Source organism: Variovorax paradoxus NBRC 15149 (assembly GCF_001591365.1).
In the GTDB taxonomy this organism is placed as follows: domain Bacteria; phylum Pseudomonadota; class Gammaproteobacteria; order Burkholderiales; family Burkholderiaceae_C; genus Variovorax; species Variovorax paradoxus.
Genome location: NZ_BCUT01000001.1, coordinates 2,675,778 through 2,690,334 on the forward strand (window position 1 = coordinate 2,675,778; position 14,557 = coordinate 2,690,334).

At 68.2% G+C, this 14,557-nt stretch carries 13 protein-coding genes; 8 read left to right on the forward strand and 5 right to left on the reverse strand.

The features are described 5' to 3' along the window. Positions 1-6 precede the first annotated feature (6 nt). The 6 genes from VPA02S_RS12440 (at position 7) to VPA02S_RS12465 (ending at position 7,434) form a co-directional block, all read left to right on the forward strand. On the forward strand, positions 7-1,488 hold the full coding sequence (locus VPA02S_RS12440; protein WP_062363871.1) for a DUF4178 domain-containing protein: 1,482 nt from the start codon (positions 7-9) through the stop codon (positions 1,486-1,488). 62 nt (positions 1,489-1,550) lie between these two features. Then, positions 1,551-1,769, forward strand: coding sequence for a DUF350 domain-containing protein (locus VPA02S_RS12445; protein WP_015868006.1), 219 nt, complete (start codon positions 1,551-1,553; stop codon positions 1,767-1,769). A 14-nt stretch (positions 1,770-1,783) separates the two neighbouring features. Then, positions 1,784-3,328 (forward strand): polyamine aminopropyltransferase, encoded by a 1,545-nt coding sequence (locus VPA02S_RS12450; protein ID WP_062363873.1) that lies wholly within the window; start codon positions 1,784-1,786, stop codon positions 3,326-3,328. A gap of 4 nt (positions 3,329-3,332) precedes the next feature. Next, the gene (locus VPA02S_RS12455; protein WP_062363875.1) at positions 3,333-4,964 is read left to right on the forward strand and encodes an FAD-dependent oxidoreductase; all 1,632 of its coding nucleotides are present in this window, start codon (positions 3,333-3,335) and stop codon (positions 4,962-4,964) included. Between the two features lie 87 nt (positions 4,965-5,051). After that, on the forward strand, positions 5,052-6,410 hold the full coding sequence (locus VPA02S_RS12460; RefSeq protein WP_062363878.1) for an esterase-like activity of phytase family protein: 1,359 nt from the start codon (positions 5,052-5,054) through the stop codon (positions 6,408-6,410). 49 nt (positions 6,411-6,459) lie between these two features. Continuing rightward, the gene (locus tag VPA02S_RS12465; protein WP_062363880.1) at positions 6,460-7,434 is read left to right on the forward strand and encodes a LysR family transcriptional regulator; all 975 of its coding nucleotides are present in this window, start codon (positions 6,460-6,462) and stop codon (positions 7,432-7,434) included. Here the strand turns inward: VPA02S_RS12465 and VPA02S_RS12470 are convergent. Genes VPA02S_RS12470 through speD form a run of 3 tightly spaced genes read right to left on the reverse strand, consistent with a single transcriptional unit; the run spans position 7,376 to position 9,884 of the window. Beyond that, positions 7,376-8,770 carry an aminopeptidase P N-terminal domain-containing protein gene (locus VPA02S_RS12470; RefSeq protein ID WP_062363882.1) on the reverse strand — a complete coding sequence of 465 codons (1,395 nt, stop codon included), beginning with the start codon at positions 8,768-8,770 and terminating at the stop codon, positions 7,376-7,378. The two genes, VPA02S_RS12465 and VPA02S_RS12470, sit on opposite strands and share 59 nt — an antisense overlap. Next, positions 8,767-9,477 carry a nucleotidyltransferase family protein gene (locus tag VPA02S_RS12475; RefSeq protein ID WP_062363884.1) on the reverse strand — a complete coding sequence of 237 codons (711 nt, stop codon included), beginning with the start codon at positions 9,475-9,477 and terminating at the stop codon, positions 8,767-8,769. Before VPA02S_RS12475 ends, VPA02S_RS12470 begins: the two co-directional genes overlap by 4 nt. 26 nt (positions 9,478-9,503) lie before the next feature. Further along, positions 9,504-9,884: an adenosylmethionine decarboxylase gene (gene speD, locus VPA02S_RS12480; RefSeq protein ID WP_015867999.1), complete on the reverse strand. Its 381-nt coding sequence runs from the start codon at positions 9,882-9,884 to the stop codon at positions 9,504-9,506. A gap of 136 nt (positions 9,885-10,020) precedes the next feature. Here speD and VPA02S_RS12485 point away from each other — a divergent pair, with 136 nt between their 5' ends. Together VPA02S_RS12485 and gap are read left to right on the forward strand one after the other, a co-directional pair. Next, positions 10,021-12,126 carry a transketolase family protein gene (locus tag VPA02S_RS12485; RefSeq protein ID WP_062363886.1) on the forward strand — a complete coding sequence of 702 codons (2,106 nt, stop codon included), beginning with the start codon at positions 10,021-10,023 and terminating at the stop codon, positions 12,124-12,126. A gap of 63 nt (positions 12,127-12,189) precedes the next feature. Further along, positions 12,190-13,191 carry a type I glyceraldehyde-3-phosphate dehydrogenase gene (gene gap, locus VPA02S_RS12490; protein WP_015867997.1) on the forward strand — a complete coding sequence of 334 codons (1,002 nt, stop codon included), beginning with the start codon at positions 12,190-12,192 and terminating at the stop codon, positions 13,189-13,191. 70 nt (positions 13,192-13,261) lie between these two features. Here the strand turns inward: gap and VPA02S_RS12495 are convergent, their stop codons facing one another. Beyond that, entirely contained in the window at positions 13,262-13,858 is a 597-nt protein-coding gene (locus VPA02S_RS12495; protein ID WP_081247512.1) for a hypothetical protein, read from the reverse strand. Positions 13,859-13,887: 29 nt separating this feature from the next. Beyond that, positions 13,888-14,457 (reverse strand): hypothetical protein, encoded by a 570-nt coding sequence (locus VPA02S_RS12500; protein WP_244883454.1) that lies wholly within the window; start codon positions 14,455-14,457, stop codon positions 13,888-13,890. Positions 14,458-14,557 lie beyond the last annotated feature (100 nt).

The following is a 14,557-nucleotide window of genomic DNA, read 5'->3' on the forward strand; positions in this document are numbered from 1 at the left end:
CCGGCAATGGCTGAGCAAGCAGGCGCCCAGCGCGCCTACCGTGCGCCCTGCCCTGGCTGCGGCGCACCGGTCGAATTCAGGTCCGCGCAATCGGCCTTCGCCGTTTGCCCCTACTGCCAGAGCACCGTCGTGCGCCAGGGCGAGACGCTCGCGCGCGTCGGCAAGATGGCGGAGCTGTTCGACGACTTCAGCCCGCTGCAGCTGTTTGCCGCGGGCCGCATCCAGAACCAGCCGTTCACCATCGTCGGCCGGCTGCAATACAGCAACCCCGGCGGGCGCTGGACCGAGTGGATCGCCGCGCTGGACGGCGACCGCACCGGCATCCTGAGCGAGGACAACGGCGCCTACGTGTTCGCGCTGCCCTTCGAACTGCAGCGCGCCGCACCACCGCCGGGCGACCTGCGCGTGGGCGCCACCAGCGCATTCAACGGCCAGAGCTACACCGTCTCGTCGAACGAGCAGGTGGCGCTGCTGTCCGCCCAGGGCGAACTGCCGCACCTGCCCGAGCTGGGCCGCCCCTTCCCGATGGTCGAACTGCGCAGCGACAAGGGGCTGGTGCTCAGCATCGACTACGGCACCGAGCCGCCGGGCGCCTACCTGGGCCGCTCGGTGCAGCTGGAGGACCTGCAGCTCACGGGCCTGCGCGACGAATCCGCCAAGGACGAAAAAGGCCGCGCCTTCAATTGCCCGAATTGCGGCGCGCCCGTCACCGTCAACCTGGCCGACAGCAAGAGCATCACCTGCGGCTCGTGCAACAGCATCATCGACCTGTCGCAGGGTATCGGCGGCGAGCTGAAGCACGCGGCGCAGGACGAGCCCGTGCGCCCGCTCATTCCCATCGGCAGCACCGGCCAGCTGCAGGGCGCGCAATGGCAGGTGGTGGGCTTCCAGCACCGCATGGGCGTGGAGCCCGGCGACGACGAGCACTTTGGCTGGAACGAATACCTGCTCTACAACAAGAAGCGCGGCTTCAGCTTCCTGGTCGATGCCGAGGACGGCTGGAGCATGGTCAAGCCGACCACCGGCGCGCCGGTGATGGCCGAGAACGGCAGCAGCGCCAGCTACCTGGGCAAGCGCTACACGCAGCAATACGCCTACAACGCCGAGACCACCTACGTGGCGGGCGAGTTCTACTGGCAGGTCGAGCGTGGGCAGAAAACCTTCAACCGCGATTTCGCGAGTGGCAACGCGCTGCTGTCGATGGAGCGCTCGGCCAACGAGCTGACCTGGTCCTCGGGCAGCAAGCTCGACAGCGGCCTGGTGTCCGCCGCATTCAAGCTCGACGACAAGAAGGACATGTTCGCGCGCGGCGATGCGCTGCCGGTCAGCGCCGCATCGGGCCTGGGCTGCGGCACCATCATCCTCATCGTGATCGTGATCGTCGTGCTGCTGGTCATCCTGAGCACCTGCAGCGGTGGCTCGTCCGGCGGGTCGCGCAGCTACGGCGGCTCCTACGGCGGCTACTCGAGCGGCGGCGGCCACAAATGAACAAGCGCAACATGGCTTCGCGCTGATGTCACCCACTACTGCAACTACGACTGGAGGTCCCCATGGGATTTGAATGGCTGAAACCGGGCGTGGTCCTCGGATCGCTCGTGTATGCGCTGCTTGGCGTGCTGATCTTCTGGCTCTGCTTTCTCATCATCGACAAGCTCACGCCCTACGACCTGTGGGGCGAGATCGTCGAGAAGCAGAACGTGGCGCTGGGCCTGGTGGTGGCCGCCATGAGCCTGGGCATCTGCGTCATCGTCGCCGCAGCGATCCATTGAGCGGGGAGGCGGCCGTGTCCGCGCATTCCGCCGATGCGCGCGGGCCGCAGCCGGTCGAGATCGCGCTGCTGGCCAGCGTGTTCGTGGTCGCGGCCTGCGGGCTGGTCTACGAGCTGACCGCGGCCGCGCTGAGCTCCTACCTGCTCGGCGATTCGGTGCTGCAGTTCAGCACCATCATCGGCACCTACCTGTTTGCGATGGGCGTGGGCTCGTGGCTCTCGCGCTTCTTCGAGCGCCAGCTGCCGGCGCACTTCCTGCGGATCGAACTGCTCGTGGCGCTGGTCGGCGGCGCGCTGCCGGCCATTCTTTTCCTTGCGAACGCCTACGTGCCCGGCGCATTCCGCCTGCTGCTCTACGGGCTCGTGGTGGTGGTCGGCACGCTGGTCGGGCTCGAGATTCCGCTGGTGATGCGGATCCTCAAGCGCAACATCCAGCTCAAGAACCTGGTGTCGCAGGTGCTCACCTTCGACTACCTCGGCGCGCTGGCGGTGTCGGTGGCCTTTCCGCTCATCCTGGTGCCGCAGCTGGGCATGATCCGCACCGGCCTGCTGTTCGGCATCATGAATGCCGCCGTGGCCGTGTGGGCGCTGTGGCTGTTCCGCCATGAGCTGCGCCGCATCGGCGCGCATGCGCTGGCCTGCCTGCTGGCGCTGGCCGCGCTGGTCGGCGCCTTCGCCGGGGCCGGCCACATCACCACGCTGGCCGAGGACAAGTTCTACCAGGACCGCATCGTGTTCAGCGCCACCTCGCCCTACCAGCGCATCGTGGTCACGCGCGGGCAGCTCGGGCACCGGCTGTTCCTGAACGGCAACCTGCAGTTCGCCGAGCGCGACGAGTACCGCTACCACGAGGCGCTCGTCCATCCGGTGATGGCTGCGCAGGGCGCACCGAAGAAGGTCGCGGTGCTCGGCGGCGGCGACGGCATGGCGGTGCGCGAGATCCTGAAATATCCCTCGGTCGAATCGGTCACGCTGGTGGAGCTCGATCCGAACATGACCCAGCTTTTCACAACGCACGAAACGCTGGCGGCGCTCAACGGCCATTCGCTCTCGTCGCCGAAGGTGAAGATCGTCAATACCGATGCGTTCCAGTGGCTGCAGCAGCCTGGGGATATTTTTGATGTGATCGTGGTGGACTTTCCCGACCCCACCAACTTCGCGATCGGCAAGCTCTACACCAACAGCTTCTATGCGCTGCTCGAGAAGCGCCTCTCGGCGAGCGGCTACGCGGTGGTCCAGACCACTTCGCCGCTGGTCGCGCGCAAGAGCTACTGGACCGTGGCGGCAACCATCGAATCGGTCGGCCTGCAGGCGACGCCCTACCACGCGCATGTGCCGAGCTTCGGCGAATGGGGCTACATCATCGCGAGCCGGCGGCCGTACCGCATGCCCGATGCGCTGCCTTCGGGCCTGCGTTTTCTCTCGCCTTCCACCTTGCCGCTGATGTTCGACTTTCCGCTCGACATGGCGCGCGTGCCGGCCGAAGTGAACCGGCTGTCGAACCAGACCCTTGTCACCACCTACGAGCAGGAGTGGGGCAAGGTGATCACGACGCACTAGGGCCATGCAGCGGCGCGATTTCCTCAGCGTGGCCGGTGCGGCGGGTGCCCTTGCGCTCTCCGGCTGCGAGGCCCCGCCGCCGCCCATCGAAGGCGGCTTCACCGGCATCGATGTGGCGCGCGGCCATGCGCTGCGCGATGGCGCGCTCAAAGGCCCGTCTCCCGCAAGCGTCAAGCGCACGCGCGTGGTGATCGCCGGTGGCGGTGTCGCAGGCCTCGCCGCCGCGCGCGCACTGCGGCTCGCGGGCGTCGAGGACTTCGTGCTGCTCGAGCTCGAGGACGCGGCAGGCGGCAATGCGCGCGGCGGCATGGTGAGCGGCATTGCCTGCCCGCTCGGCGCGCACTACCTGCCGACGCCCGGCGACGATGCGCGCGAAGTGCAGGACCTGCTCGAGGAACTCGGCCTGCGCCGGCGCGTGGCGGGCCGCTGGGAATACGACGAGCGCCACCTCTGCCACAGCCCGCAGGAGCGGCTGTTCTTCCGCGGCGAATGGCAGGAAGGCCTGCTGCCCGTGCACGGCGTGGGCGCCGAGACGCATGCGCAGTACCGCAAGTTCGCGCAGCGCATCGACACGCTGCAGCACGCGGCGCACTTCGTCATTCCCACGCTCAAGGCCGACGTCACGCCCGAGCTGCTGGCGCTCGATGCCGTGAGCTTCGCGCACTGGCTCGACAGCGAGGGCTTCGGCGATGCGCAGCTGCGCTGGTACCTCGACTACTGCTGCCGCGACGACTACGGCGCGGGCATCGAAGAAGTCTCGGCCTGGGCCGGCATCCACTACTTCGCGAGCCGGCACGGCTTTCACGCGCCGGGCTCGTCGGGCAGTGGCGCCGATTCGAACGCCGAGCGCGACGGCGTGCTGACCTGGCCAGAGGGCAACGGCTGGCTCACGAAGCGGCTGGCCGGGCCGCTCGGCGATCGCCTGCACACCGGCCAGGCCGTCACGCGCATCGCCGATCTTCGCGGCGGCGTCGAGGTCGACGCATGGGACGCCGCGTCCAAATCATTGGTGCGCTGGCAGGCCGAGCGCTGCATCGTCGCGCTGCCGGTGTTCATCGCCGCGCGCGTGGTCGAGAACACGCCGCAGGTGTTGAAGAACGCCGCCGCGCAGCTGCGCTATGCCCCCTGGCTCGTGGCCAACGTGCACCTGCGCGGGCCGCTCGCCGACCGCCCCGGCGCCGCGCCGAGCTGGGACAACGTGATCCACGGCACGCGCGGCCTCGGCTATGTCGATGCGCGCCATCAGACGCTCGACCCCACGCCGCGCGGCACCGTGCTGAGCTGGTACCGCCCGCTCGGCCCGAGCCGCCATGACGGCGCCGACGGCCGCCGCCTGCTGCTCGAGCGGCCCTGGACCGGCTGGCGCGACGACCTGCTCGCCGAACTCTCGGTGCCGCATCCCGACCTGCCTTCGCTCGCAACGCGCGTCGAGATCACGCGCTACGGCCACGCCATGTCGATCCCGCGGCCGGGGCTGCTCGCGCAGATCGGCGGGCAGCGCATGTCGCCGGACGCGGCGCACCGTGGCCGCGTCGTCGCGGGACGGCTTTCGTTCGCGCATGCCGACTGGTCGGGCTACTCGATCTTCGAGGAGGCGTTCACGCGCGGGCACGTCGCGGGCGCGGCGCTGGGCTGAAGCCGCAGGGGCCTGCCGGCCATGTCATGGTCGCGTCACGCGTGGCCGGCATGGTCTCGCGTTTCGACACGGAACCTCTCTTTCCCAATGACGCGTCCTGCCTCTTTCATCTCTTCTTTCATCGCGCTGGCCGCGGCGCTCGCCTGCGGCCATGCCGCTGCACAGACCGCCTTCCCCGCCACGCTCGCGGGCCACGCCGTGCTGCCCGCGCAAAGCTTCGTCGCTGCGCCCAAGGACGCGCCCGCCGACCTGCAGGTGAGCGGCAAGTTCACCTCGGGCAAGCGCGTGGAGGCGGTGGGCACCATCGAAGGCCTCTCCGGCGGGCGCGGCACCGGCGTCTCGCTGCCCTTCAAGGGCCAGCCGCTGCAGGGCCACTCGGGCATCAAGAAGATGGACGACGGCACGTTCTGGATCCTCACCGACAACGGCGCCGGCGCCAAGGCCAACTCGCCCGACTTCATGCTCTACCTGAACCACTACAAGGTGGACTTCAAGAGCGGCAGGTTCAACCGCCTGAACACCATCTTCCTGCACGACCCGGACAAGAAGGTGCCGTTCCGCATCGTCCATGAAGGCACGAAGCAGCGCTACCTGACCGGCTCCGACTTCGACCCCGAGAGCTTCCAGTTTGCCGGCGGCGCACTGTGGATCGGCGAGGAGTTCGGCCCCTTCCTGATCAAGGCCGATCTGAAGGGCAAGGTGCTCGCGGTGTTCGACACCGAGGTCGACGGCAAGGCCGTGCGCTCGCCCGACCATCCGGCGCTCACCACGCCGGGCGCCCCGGGCGGCACGGTCGATTTCCAGGTCAAGCGCTCCAAGGGCTTCGAAGGCATGGCCGCGTCGAAGGACGGCAGCAGGCTCTACGCGCTGCTCGAAGGCCCGGTGTGGAACGCCGAGGCCAAGGACTACGAACGTGTCGACGGCAAGGAAGCGCTGCGCGTGCTGGAGTTCGACGTGGCGTCTGAAAAATGGACCGGCCGCCACTGGAAGTACCCGCTCGAAGCCAACGGCCACGCCATCGGCGACTTCAACATGATCGACGCGACCACAGCGCTGGTCATCGAGCGCGACAACGGCGAAGGCACCAGCGACAAGGCCTGCCCCGAGGGTCAGAAGCGCAGCGACTGCTTCCACGACATCGCCAGGTTCAAGCGCGTCTACAAGATCGAGCTGAGCGATGCCAACGTGGGCGGCGCGGTGCGCAAGATCGGCTACATCGACCTGCTGAACATCGCCGACCCGGCCAGGCTCGCGCGCAAGCCGCTGAATGACGGCGTGCTCAAGTTCCCGTTCTTCACGATCGAGAACGTCGACGTGGTCGATGCCACGCACATCGTGGTGGGCAACGACAACAACCTGCCGTTCTCCAGCAGCCGCGAGCCCAACAAGGCGGACGACAACGAGCTGGTGCTGCTCGAAGCCGGCGCGCTGCTGCAGGCCAGGTAGGCAGCGCCGGCGCGAGCCGCCGGCGGAAGCGCGTCCTCATAATCCGCGCATGTCCCCCGAACTGCTCCCCGCGATCGCCGCCTTCGCACGCATTGCGCACCACGCCAGCTTCACGCGGGCTGCGCAAGAGCTGGGCGTATCGCCCTCGGCCCTGTCGCAGACCGTGCGCACGCTCGAGGCCCGGCTGGGCGTGCGCCTGCTCGACCGCACCACGCGGCGCGTCGGCGTGACCGAGCTGGGCCAGCAATTGCTCAAGGGCGCGCAGCCGGCGCTGGCCGCGCTCGCGCAGGCGGTCGAAGGCCTCGACGAGGCGCGCGACAAGCCGGCCGGGCTGCTGCGCCTGAACGTCGCGCGCGTGTCGGCCGAATTGCTGCTGAACCCGCACTTCGCGGACTTTGCCGAGGCCTATCCCGACATCACGCTGGAGCTGGTCTGCGACAACCGCATGATCGAACTGGTCGAAGGCGGCTTCGATGCCGGCATCCGGCTCGGCGAAAGCCTGGCGCAGGACGTGGTGGCCCTGCCGGTGGGTGGGCCGCAGCGCATGGTGACCCTGGCGTCGCCGCGCTACCTGGCGGGGCGCAAGCCGCCGAAGACGCCCGAGGACCTGCGCGAGCACCAGTGCCTGAACTACCGCCTGACCACGGGCAGCCTCTACCGCTGGGAATACGCGCAGGACGGCCGCGTGCTCGATGTCGAAGTGGCCGGGCCGCTGATCAGCAACGACGGCGATGTGCTGCTGGCCGCCGCGCGCGACGGCGCGGGCATCATGGTGGCCTTCGAAGGCATGGTGCGCGGCGACCTGGAAAGCGGCCGCCTGGTGCCGCTGCTCGAGCCCTGGTGGCCCACCTTTCCGGGCTTCTACCTGTACCACCCGAGCCGCGCGCAGATGCCGCGCAAGCTCAGGGTGTTCATCGACTTCCTGCAGGCGCGGCATGCGCCGCCGCCGGTGTCGCAGCGCGCCGTCAAGCTCGCATCAGCGCCTCGATCTCGTCCGCCTTCACCGGCACGCCGCGCGAAATGAGCTCGCAGCCCGTGGCCGTGACGATCGCGTCGTCCTCGATGCGGATGCCGATGTTGTGGAACTGCTCGGGCACGCCCTCGGCGGGGCGCACATAGATGCCGGGCTCCAGCGTCAGCACCATGCCGGGATGCAGGATGCGGCTCGGCCGGTTCTTGATGACTTCGTTGGACAGCGGGTCCTTGCGCTCGCTGACCTCGCCGACCTGCGTGGGCTCCACGTAGCTGCCGCAGTCGTGCACGTCCATGCCGAGCCAGTGGCCGGTGCGGTGCATGTAGAACTGGAAGTAGGCGCGCGAGTCGATCACGTCGTCGACGCTGCCCACCTTGCCGGCATCGAGCAGGCCCAGGTCGAGCATGCCCTGCGCCAGCACCTTGACGGCCGCATCGTGCGGATCGTTGAAGCGGTTGCCGGCCCTGGTGGCCGCGGCCGAGGCATCCTGGCTGGCCAGCACCAGGTCGTACAGCGCGCGCTGCGGGCCGCTGAACTTGCCGTTGGCGGGGAAGGTGCGGGTGATGTCGCTGGCGTAGCCGTCGAGCTCGCAGCCCGCGTCGATCAGCACCAGCTCGCCGCTGCGCACCGGCGCTGCGTCGGCGCGGTAGTGCAGCACGCAGGCATTGGCGCCCGCGGCCACGATGGAGCCGTAGGCCGGGTACTGCGAGCCGCCCAGGCGGAACTCGTGCAGCAGCTCGGCATCGAGGTGGTACTCGCGCACGTCCTTGCCTTCACGCAGCATGCGCGCCGACAGCTGCATCGCGCGGACGTGGGCGCGCGCGCTGATCTGCGCGGCGCGCCGCATGATGTCCTGCTCGTGGGCGTCCTTCACCAGGCGCATTTCGTCGAGCGGGCCGCACAGGTCGTGCAGTTCCTCGGGGCACAGCGCGCCGTAGCGCACGCGCGCGCGCACCGATTGCAGCCAGCCGTCGACGCGGGTTTCCAGGCCCTTGTGGATCGCGAACGGAAACCACACGGTCGACTTGTTCTCGAGCAGCTTCGGCAGCCGGGCGTCGAGCTCGCCGACCGAGAAGGCCTCGTCCACGCCAAGCGCCGCGGGGGCCGCGTCGGGGCCCAGGCGATAGCCGTCCCAGATCTCGCGCTCCAGGTCCTTGGGCGCGCAGAACAGCATGCTGCGGCCGTCGCCCGCGAGCACCAGCCAGGCGTTGGGTTCTGTGAAGCCGGTCAGGTAGTAGAAGTAGCTGTCGTGCCGGAACAGGAAGTCGCTGTCGCGGTTGCGCTGGCGCTCGGGCGCGGTCGGGACGATGGCGATGCCGTCCTTGCCCAGTTGCGAGGCGAGGCGCGCGCGGCGCTCGGCGTAGATCCGGTTGTCTTCTGAGGTCATCTTGGCGTGTTCAGTTGAAGAAGCCGTTCGGGCGTTCCCACATCGGTCCAGGGACCGGCATAGAGCTCGGCGCTCACGCGTTCATTGTCCATCGCGGCGCGCAGGATCGGGGCCAGCGGGGCTTTGGCGCCCGCCGGGTTGCCGGCCGGAATGCCGCAGTAAGGCAGCGCAAAGAGCGCGGCCCGGTAGAGGCCGATGGTCGAGAAGGTGTACTTCTCGGCCGCCGAATTGAGCGCCAGGCCTTCCGCGGAAATGCCGAAGTCGCCCTTCGGGTTGTGCGCCGGGTTCGGCACCAGCCACAGGTGCGCCAGCTTGCCGCTGGCCGCGAAGCGGTCCACCGAGGCCTGCGTGAAGGCGAAATCCGGCGCGAACACGTCGCCGGCCGCCACCCAGAAAATCTCGCCCAGTTGCGGCAGGGCGCGCACGATGCCGCCGGCCGTCTCGAGCGCTTCGCCGAAGTCATGGCCTTCGTCGGAGTATGAAATCGATAGCGCAGGATGCCCATCCAGCAAGGCATTGAGGCCGAAGCGGCTGGAGATCTTCTCGCCGAGCCAGGCGGTGTTGACCACCAGTTCGGTGAAGCCGCCGGCGGCCAGTGCCTCCATCGGCCACTGCATCAGCGGCTTGCCGTGCACTTCGAGCAGCGGCTTGGGCAGGCTGTCGGTCAGCGGCCGCATGCGCTCGCCGCGGCCGGCGGCCAGGATCATCGCCCGTACCGCAGAAGAAGAAGGCTTCAAGCCGCCACCTTGCCGCGCAACAGCTCGTTGCGTTCGCTGTGGCCGGGCTTGAACAGAGAGACCAGGCATTCCATCAGCGCATGCGCCTTGGCCGAATGGTCGCCGCCGAAGTTGCACACGTAGACGTCGAGCGTGGCGCCGCGCTGTTCGGGCCAGGTGTGGATGCACAGGTGCGATTCGGCCAGCAGCACGGTGGCCGTGACGCCGCCCGGCCCTTGCGGCGTGGCCGGAAAGCCGTGGACCAGCTTGCCCACCGGCTGCAGCCCGGCGGCCGTTGCCGCCTTGAGGCAGACGGCGCCGAGCGCCTCCTTGTCGGTGAGCCATTGCATGGCGCATTGGCAGTCGTGGAGATCGGCGGTGAGGTGCAGCCCGTGCATGGGTGGCAACTCTAGCAGCCCGGGTGTCGCCAAAGAGCATCAGTGGGGTGTTCTGGCCGCTGCGGGAGGGGGTTGGAGCGAGGCCGGTAAAATCGCGGGTTCCCCCTAATCCACATTCCCCGAAAGCCCACCGCCCATGGCAAACCAAGCCCTGATGGCCAACGCGATTCGCGCGCTGGCCATGGATGCCGTCCAACAAGCAAACTCCGGCCATCCGGGCGCACCGATGGGCATGGCCGACATGGCCGTCGCACTCTGGGGCGAACACCTGCGCTACAACCCCGCGAACCCGCACTGGTTCGACCGCGACCGCTTCGTGCTGTCGAACGGCCACGCCTCGATGCTGCTGTATTCGGTGCTGCACCTCACGGGCTACGACCTGCCCATCAGCGAGCTCAAGAACTTCCGCCAGCTGCACAGCAAGACCGCGGGCCACCCCGAGGTCGACGTGACCCCCGGCGTGGAAACCACCACCGGCCCGCTGGGCCAGGGCATCACCAATGCCGTGGGCTTTGCGCTGGCCGAGAAGCTGCTCGCGGCCGAGTTCAACCGCAAGGACCACGCCATCGTCGACCACCACACCTACGCCTTCCTGGGCGACGGCTGCATGATGGAAGGCATCAGCCATGAAGCCTGCGCGCTGGCCGGCGCCTGGCACCTGAACAAGCTGATTGCGCTGTACGACGACAACGGCATCAGCATCGACGGCCAAGTCAAGCCCTGGTTCATCGACAACACCGAAGAACGCTTCAAGGCCTACGGCTGGAACGTGATCGGCCCGATCGACGGCAACGACGCCAAGGACGTGTCCAAGGCCATCGCCAAGGCGAAGAAGGAAGATTCGAAGCCCACCCTCATCATCTGCAAGACGCAGATCGGCAAGGGCAGCCCGAACCGCGCCAACACCGCCAAGGCCCATGGCGAGCCGCTGGGCGCCGACGAAATCGCGCTCACCCGCGCCGCGCTGAACTGGCCGTACGCGGCCTTCGAAGTGCCGCAGGAGGCGTATGCCGACTGGAACCACAAGGAAGAAGGCGCCAAGGCCGAAGCCGCCTGGAACGACCGCTTCGACGCCTACGCCAGGGCCTACCCCGGCCTGGCCGCCGAGTTCACCCGCCGCATGAAGGGCGAGCTGCCGAAGAACTTCCACCAGGTGGCGTTCGACACCGTGGTCGCCGCCCACACCAAGGGCGAAACCGTGGCCAGCCGCAAGGCCAGCCAGCTCGCGCTCGAGGCCTTCACCGCCGCGCTGCCCGAAATGCTCGGCGGCAGCGCCGACCTCACGGGCTCCAACCTCACCAACACCAAGAGCACCGCCGCGCTGCGCTTCGACGCCAAGACCGGCGCCGTGGTGCTGAATGCGCCAATCGCGACGCAGTCCCCGCAAGGCGCCGAAGACGAAGCCTCGCAGGGCGCAGCCGTCGAGCCGCCGCACGGCGAGATCGGCCGCCACATCAACTACGGCGTGCGCGAGTTCGGCATGGCGGCCATCATGAACGGCATTGCGCTGCATGGCGGCTTCATTCCCTACGGCGGCACCTTCCTGACCTTCAGCGACTACAGCCGCAACGCCATCCGCATGGCCGCGCTCATGAAGCGCCGCGTGGTGCACGTGTTCACGCACGACTCCATCGGCCTGGGCGAAGACGGCCCGACGCACCAGTCGATCGAGCATGCCGCCTCGCTGCGCCTGATTCCCAACCTCGACGTCTGGCGCCCGGGCGACACCGCCGAAACCGCCGTGGCCTGGGCCGTGGCGCTGCAGAACCGGTCGCGCCCCACTGCGCTGCTCCTGAGCCGCCAGAACATCGCCTATGCGCCCAAGGGCGACCTCGGCGACATCAGCCGCGGCGCCTACGTGCTGTCGGAGCCCGAAGCCGTCGGCCTCAAGAGCAAGAAGACCGCCGCGGTCATCATCGCGACCGGCTCCGAAGTGCAGCTCGCGCTGGCCGCGCAGAAGCTGCTGGCCGAAAAGAAGATTGCCGTGCGCGTGGTGTCGATGCCCTCGACCACCACCTTCGACCGCCAGGACGTGGCCTACAAGAAGGCCGTGCTGCCCAAGAAGCTGCCGCGCATCGCGGTGGAAATGGGCTGCACCGGCGGCTGGTGGAAGTACGGCTGCGCGGCCGTCGTGGGCATCGACAGCTACGGCGAGTCGGCACCGGCACCGGCGCTGTTCAAGCACTTCGGCTTCACGGCCGAGAACGTTGCCGCCACGGTCGAAGCCGCCCTGCGCGGCTGAGCCCGGCGAGGCGTTTTTCCTTTCTGTCCGACCACAAGTTTTTCAACCTTAGGAGCAAATCAGATGGCTATCAAACTCGGTATCAATGGCTTCGGTCGCATCGGTCGCAACGTGCTGCGCGCAGCGGTGCAGAACTTCAAGAACGACATCGAGATCGTCGCCATCAACGACCTGCTCGAGCCCGACTACCTGGCCTACATGCTCCAGTACGACTCGGTGCATGGCCGCTTCAAGGGCGAAGTCACGGTGGAAGGCAACACGCTGATCGTCAACGGCAAGAAGATCCGCCTCACGCAGGAGCGCGACCCCGCGCAGCTGAAGTGGAATGAAGTCGGCGCCGACATCGTGCTCGAATCCACCGGCCTCTTCCTCACCAAGGAAACCTGCCAGAAGCACCTCGACGCGGGCGCGAAGAAGGTGATCATGTCGGCGCCGTCGAAGGACGACACCCCCATGTTCGTCTACGGCGTGAACGACAAGAAGTACGCCGGCGAAGCCATCGTCAGCAACGCCAGCTGCACCACCAACTGCCTGGCGCCGCTGGCCAAGGTGCTGAACGACAAGTGGGGCATCAAGCGCGGCCTGATGACCACCGTGCACGCCGCCACCGCCACGCAGAAGACCGTCGACGGCCCGAGCAACAAGGACTGGCGCGGCGGCCGCGGCATCCTGGAAAACATCATTCCCTCGAGCACCGGCGCCGCCAAGGCGGTGGGCGTGGTGATCCCCGAGCTCAACAAGAAGCTCACGGGCATGAGCTTCCGCGTGCCGACCTCCGACGTGTCGGTGGTCGACCTCACGGTGGAGCTCGAGAAGGAAGCCACCTACAAGGAAATCTGCGCCGAGATGAAGTCGCAGAGCGAAGGCGCGCTCAAGGGCGTGCTGGGCTACACCGAGGACAAGGTGGTGGCCACCGACTTCCGCGGCGACCCGCGCACCTCGATCTTCGACGCCGAAGCCGGCATTGCGCTGGACGGCACCTTCGTGAAGCTCGTGAGCTGGTACGACAACGAATGGGGCTACTCGAACAAGTGCCTGGAGATGGTGAAGGTCGTGGCGAAGTAAAAGGCTTCGCGGCTCCGACAACAAAAACGCGCCCGAGGGCGCGTTTTTTCATGGGCGAGCACCGGGCGTTTCAGCGCAGCTTCTCGTTCCTGCGGATCTCGCTGCTGAGCTGCGACGTCAGCCGCGTGGCGGCGCGGCGGGCGGCGAGCCCGTAGTCGCCATTGAACTCGCCGAACTCCGCCGTGCCGTTGCCGACCGCGCGCACCCGCGTGAGCTCGGCGCCGGCGGCATCGCTCACCACGCAGCTCACCTCGGCGGTGAACGAGGTGGGCGGCCAGGTGATCCACGAGGACGAGCTCGAATCGGTCCTGATCTGCGGCGTGAACACCAGCGACACGCCCGCCGCCTCGTTGGCCTTGGCATCGCCGGCGGTGCGCAGCACGACCACGTCGCGGTAGACCGCGCGCAGCGCATCGCGGATCGACTTCTCGAGGTCGCGGTACGGGTAGTAGCTCACGCGGTCGCCGCTGCCGCCGGCGGTGGTCACCTGCTGGTCGCGCTGGGCGTCGGTCATCACGTAGGCCACCTTCTTGGGAAGGAGGCGCGCCTGTGACCGCGGCGGCGCGGTTTCCGTGATCATCGTGATCGGATGGGCGCAGGCCGCCAGCAAGGCCGCCAGGACTGCCGCGGCAAGCAGGCGAGCGGTCGAAGAAAAAGGAAAAGGCATGGTGCGGTTTTCTCCGGCGATGGCTGTGGCTAGGGCGCAATGGCCGCGATGAACTGCGGATCGGCATACACCTGGCGCAGCAGCGCGCGCACCAGCCTCGGATAGGCGGCCTGTCCGGCGGGCACGGCGACGATGTTGGCGTAGCTCGAATCGAAGGCCAGCTCGCCGCGGTAGGTCTTGCGCAGCCTCTGCGCGGACGCGCGCGTCACGACCACCTCCACCTCCATGCGGCCGGTGCCGTTGATCACGCCAAGGTCGAGTTCGTTGACGAGAATCCGCGCCGCGATGCGGGTCGGGGCCTTGGGGTCGTAGGCCGATATTTCTCCCAGGTCGCGCGTCAGCGCGTCTTCCAGGTACTGCGCGAAGCTGCCGCTGGGCGAAAGCAGTTTCGCGCGGCGCAGGCGCAGGGTGTTGACGCTGTCGTTCGGGTCGGTCGGCTGCACCTTGGCGACCGCCACCATGCCGGGGCGCGCGGCTTCGAGGCGGTCGAGCGCCTCGTAGTCGGCTGCATAGGGCGGCGCGGCGAGCTGCGCGCAGCCGGACGCCAGCATCAGCGCGGCCGATGCGAAGAGCCTTGCGGTGAAAGCGCGCAGGCGCATACCCCGCGGTCTGAAGAAGATCGCCATGCCTCGTGTCCCTCCTCGGGATGCCTGATCCCGGCGCGAGGGTAGCAGGCATTGCGCCGCGCGCGAAGGCCGA

Coding starts and splice junctions, on each gene's coding strand:
- VPA02S_RS12440 (WP_062363871.1), top strand. CDS start 7: ATGGCTGAGCAAGCAGGCGCCCAGCGCGCCTACCGTGCGCCCTGCCCT.
- VPA02S_RS12445 (WP_015868006.1), top strand. CDS start 1,551: ATGGGATTTGAATGGCTGAAACCGGGCGTGGTCCTCGGATCGCTCGTG.
- VPA02S_RS12455 (WP_062363875.1), top strand. CDS start 3,333: ATGCAGCGGCGCGATTTCCTCAGCGTGGCCGGTGCGGCGGGTGCCCTT.
- VPA02S_RS12460 (WP_062363878.1), top strand. CDS start 5,052: ATGACGCGTCCTGCCTCTTTCATCTCTTCTTTCATCGCGCTGGCCGCG.
- VPA02S_RS12465 (WP_062363880.1), top strand. CDS start 6,460: ATGTCCCCCGAACTGCTCCCCGCGATCGCCGCCTTCGCACGCATTGCG.
- VPA02S_RS12470 (WP_062363882.1), bottom strand. CDS start 8,770: ATGACCTCAGAAGACAACCGGATCTACGCCGAGCGCCGCGCGCGCCTC.
- VPA02S_RS12475 (WP_062363884.1), bottom strand. CDS start 9,477: ATGATCCTGGCCGCCGGCCGCGGCGAGCGCATGCGGCCGCTGACCGAC.
- speD (WP_015867999.1), bottom strand. CDS start 9,884: ATGCACGGGCTGCACCTCACCGCCGATCTCCACGACTGCCAATGCGCC.
- VPA02S_RS12485 (WP_062363886.1), top strand. CDS start 10,021: ATGGCAAACCAAGCCCTGATGGCCAACGCGATTCGCGCGCTGGCCATG.
- gap (WP_015867997.1), top strand. CDS start 12,190: ATGGCTATCAAACTCGGTATCAATGGCTTCGGTCGCATCGGTCGCAAC.
- VPA02S_RS12495 (WP_081247512.1), bottom strand. CDS start 13,858: ATGCCTTTTCCTTTTTCTTCGACCGCTCGCCTGCTTGCCGCGGCAGTC.
- VPA02S_RS12500 (WP_244883454.1), bottom strand. CDS start 14,457: ATGCGCCTGCGCGCTTTCACCGCAAGGCTCTTCGCATCGGCCGCGCTG.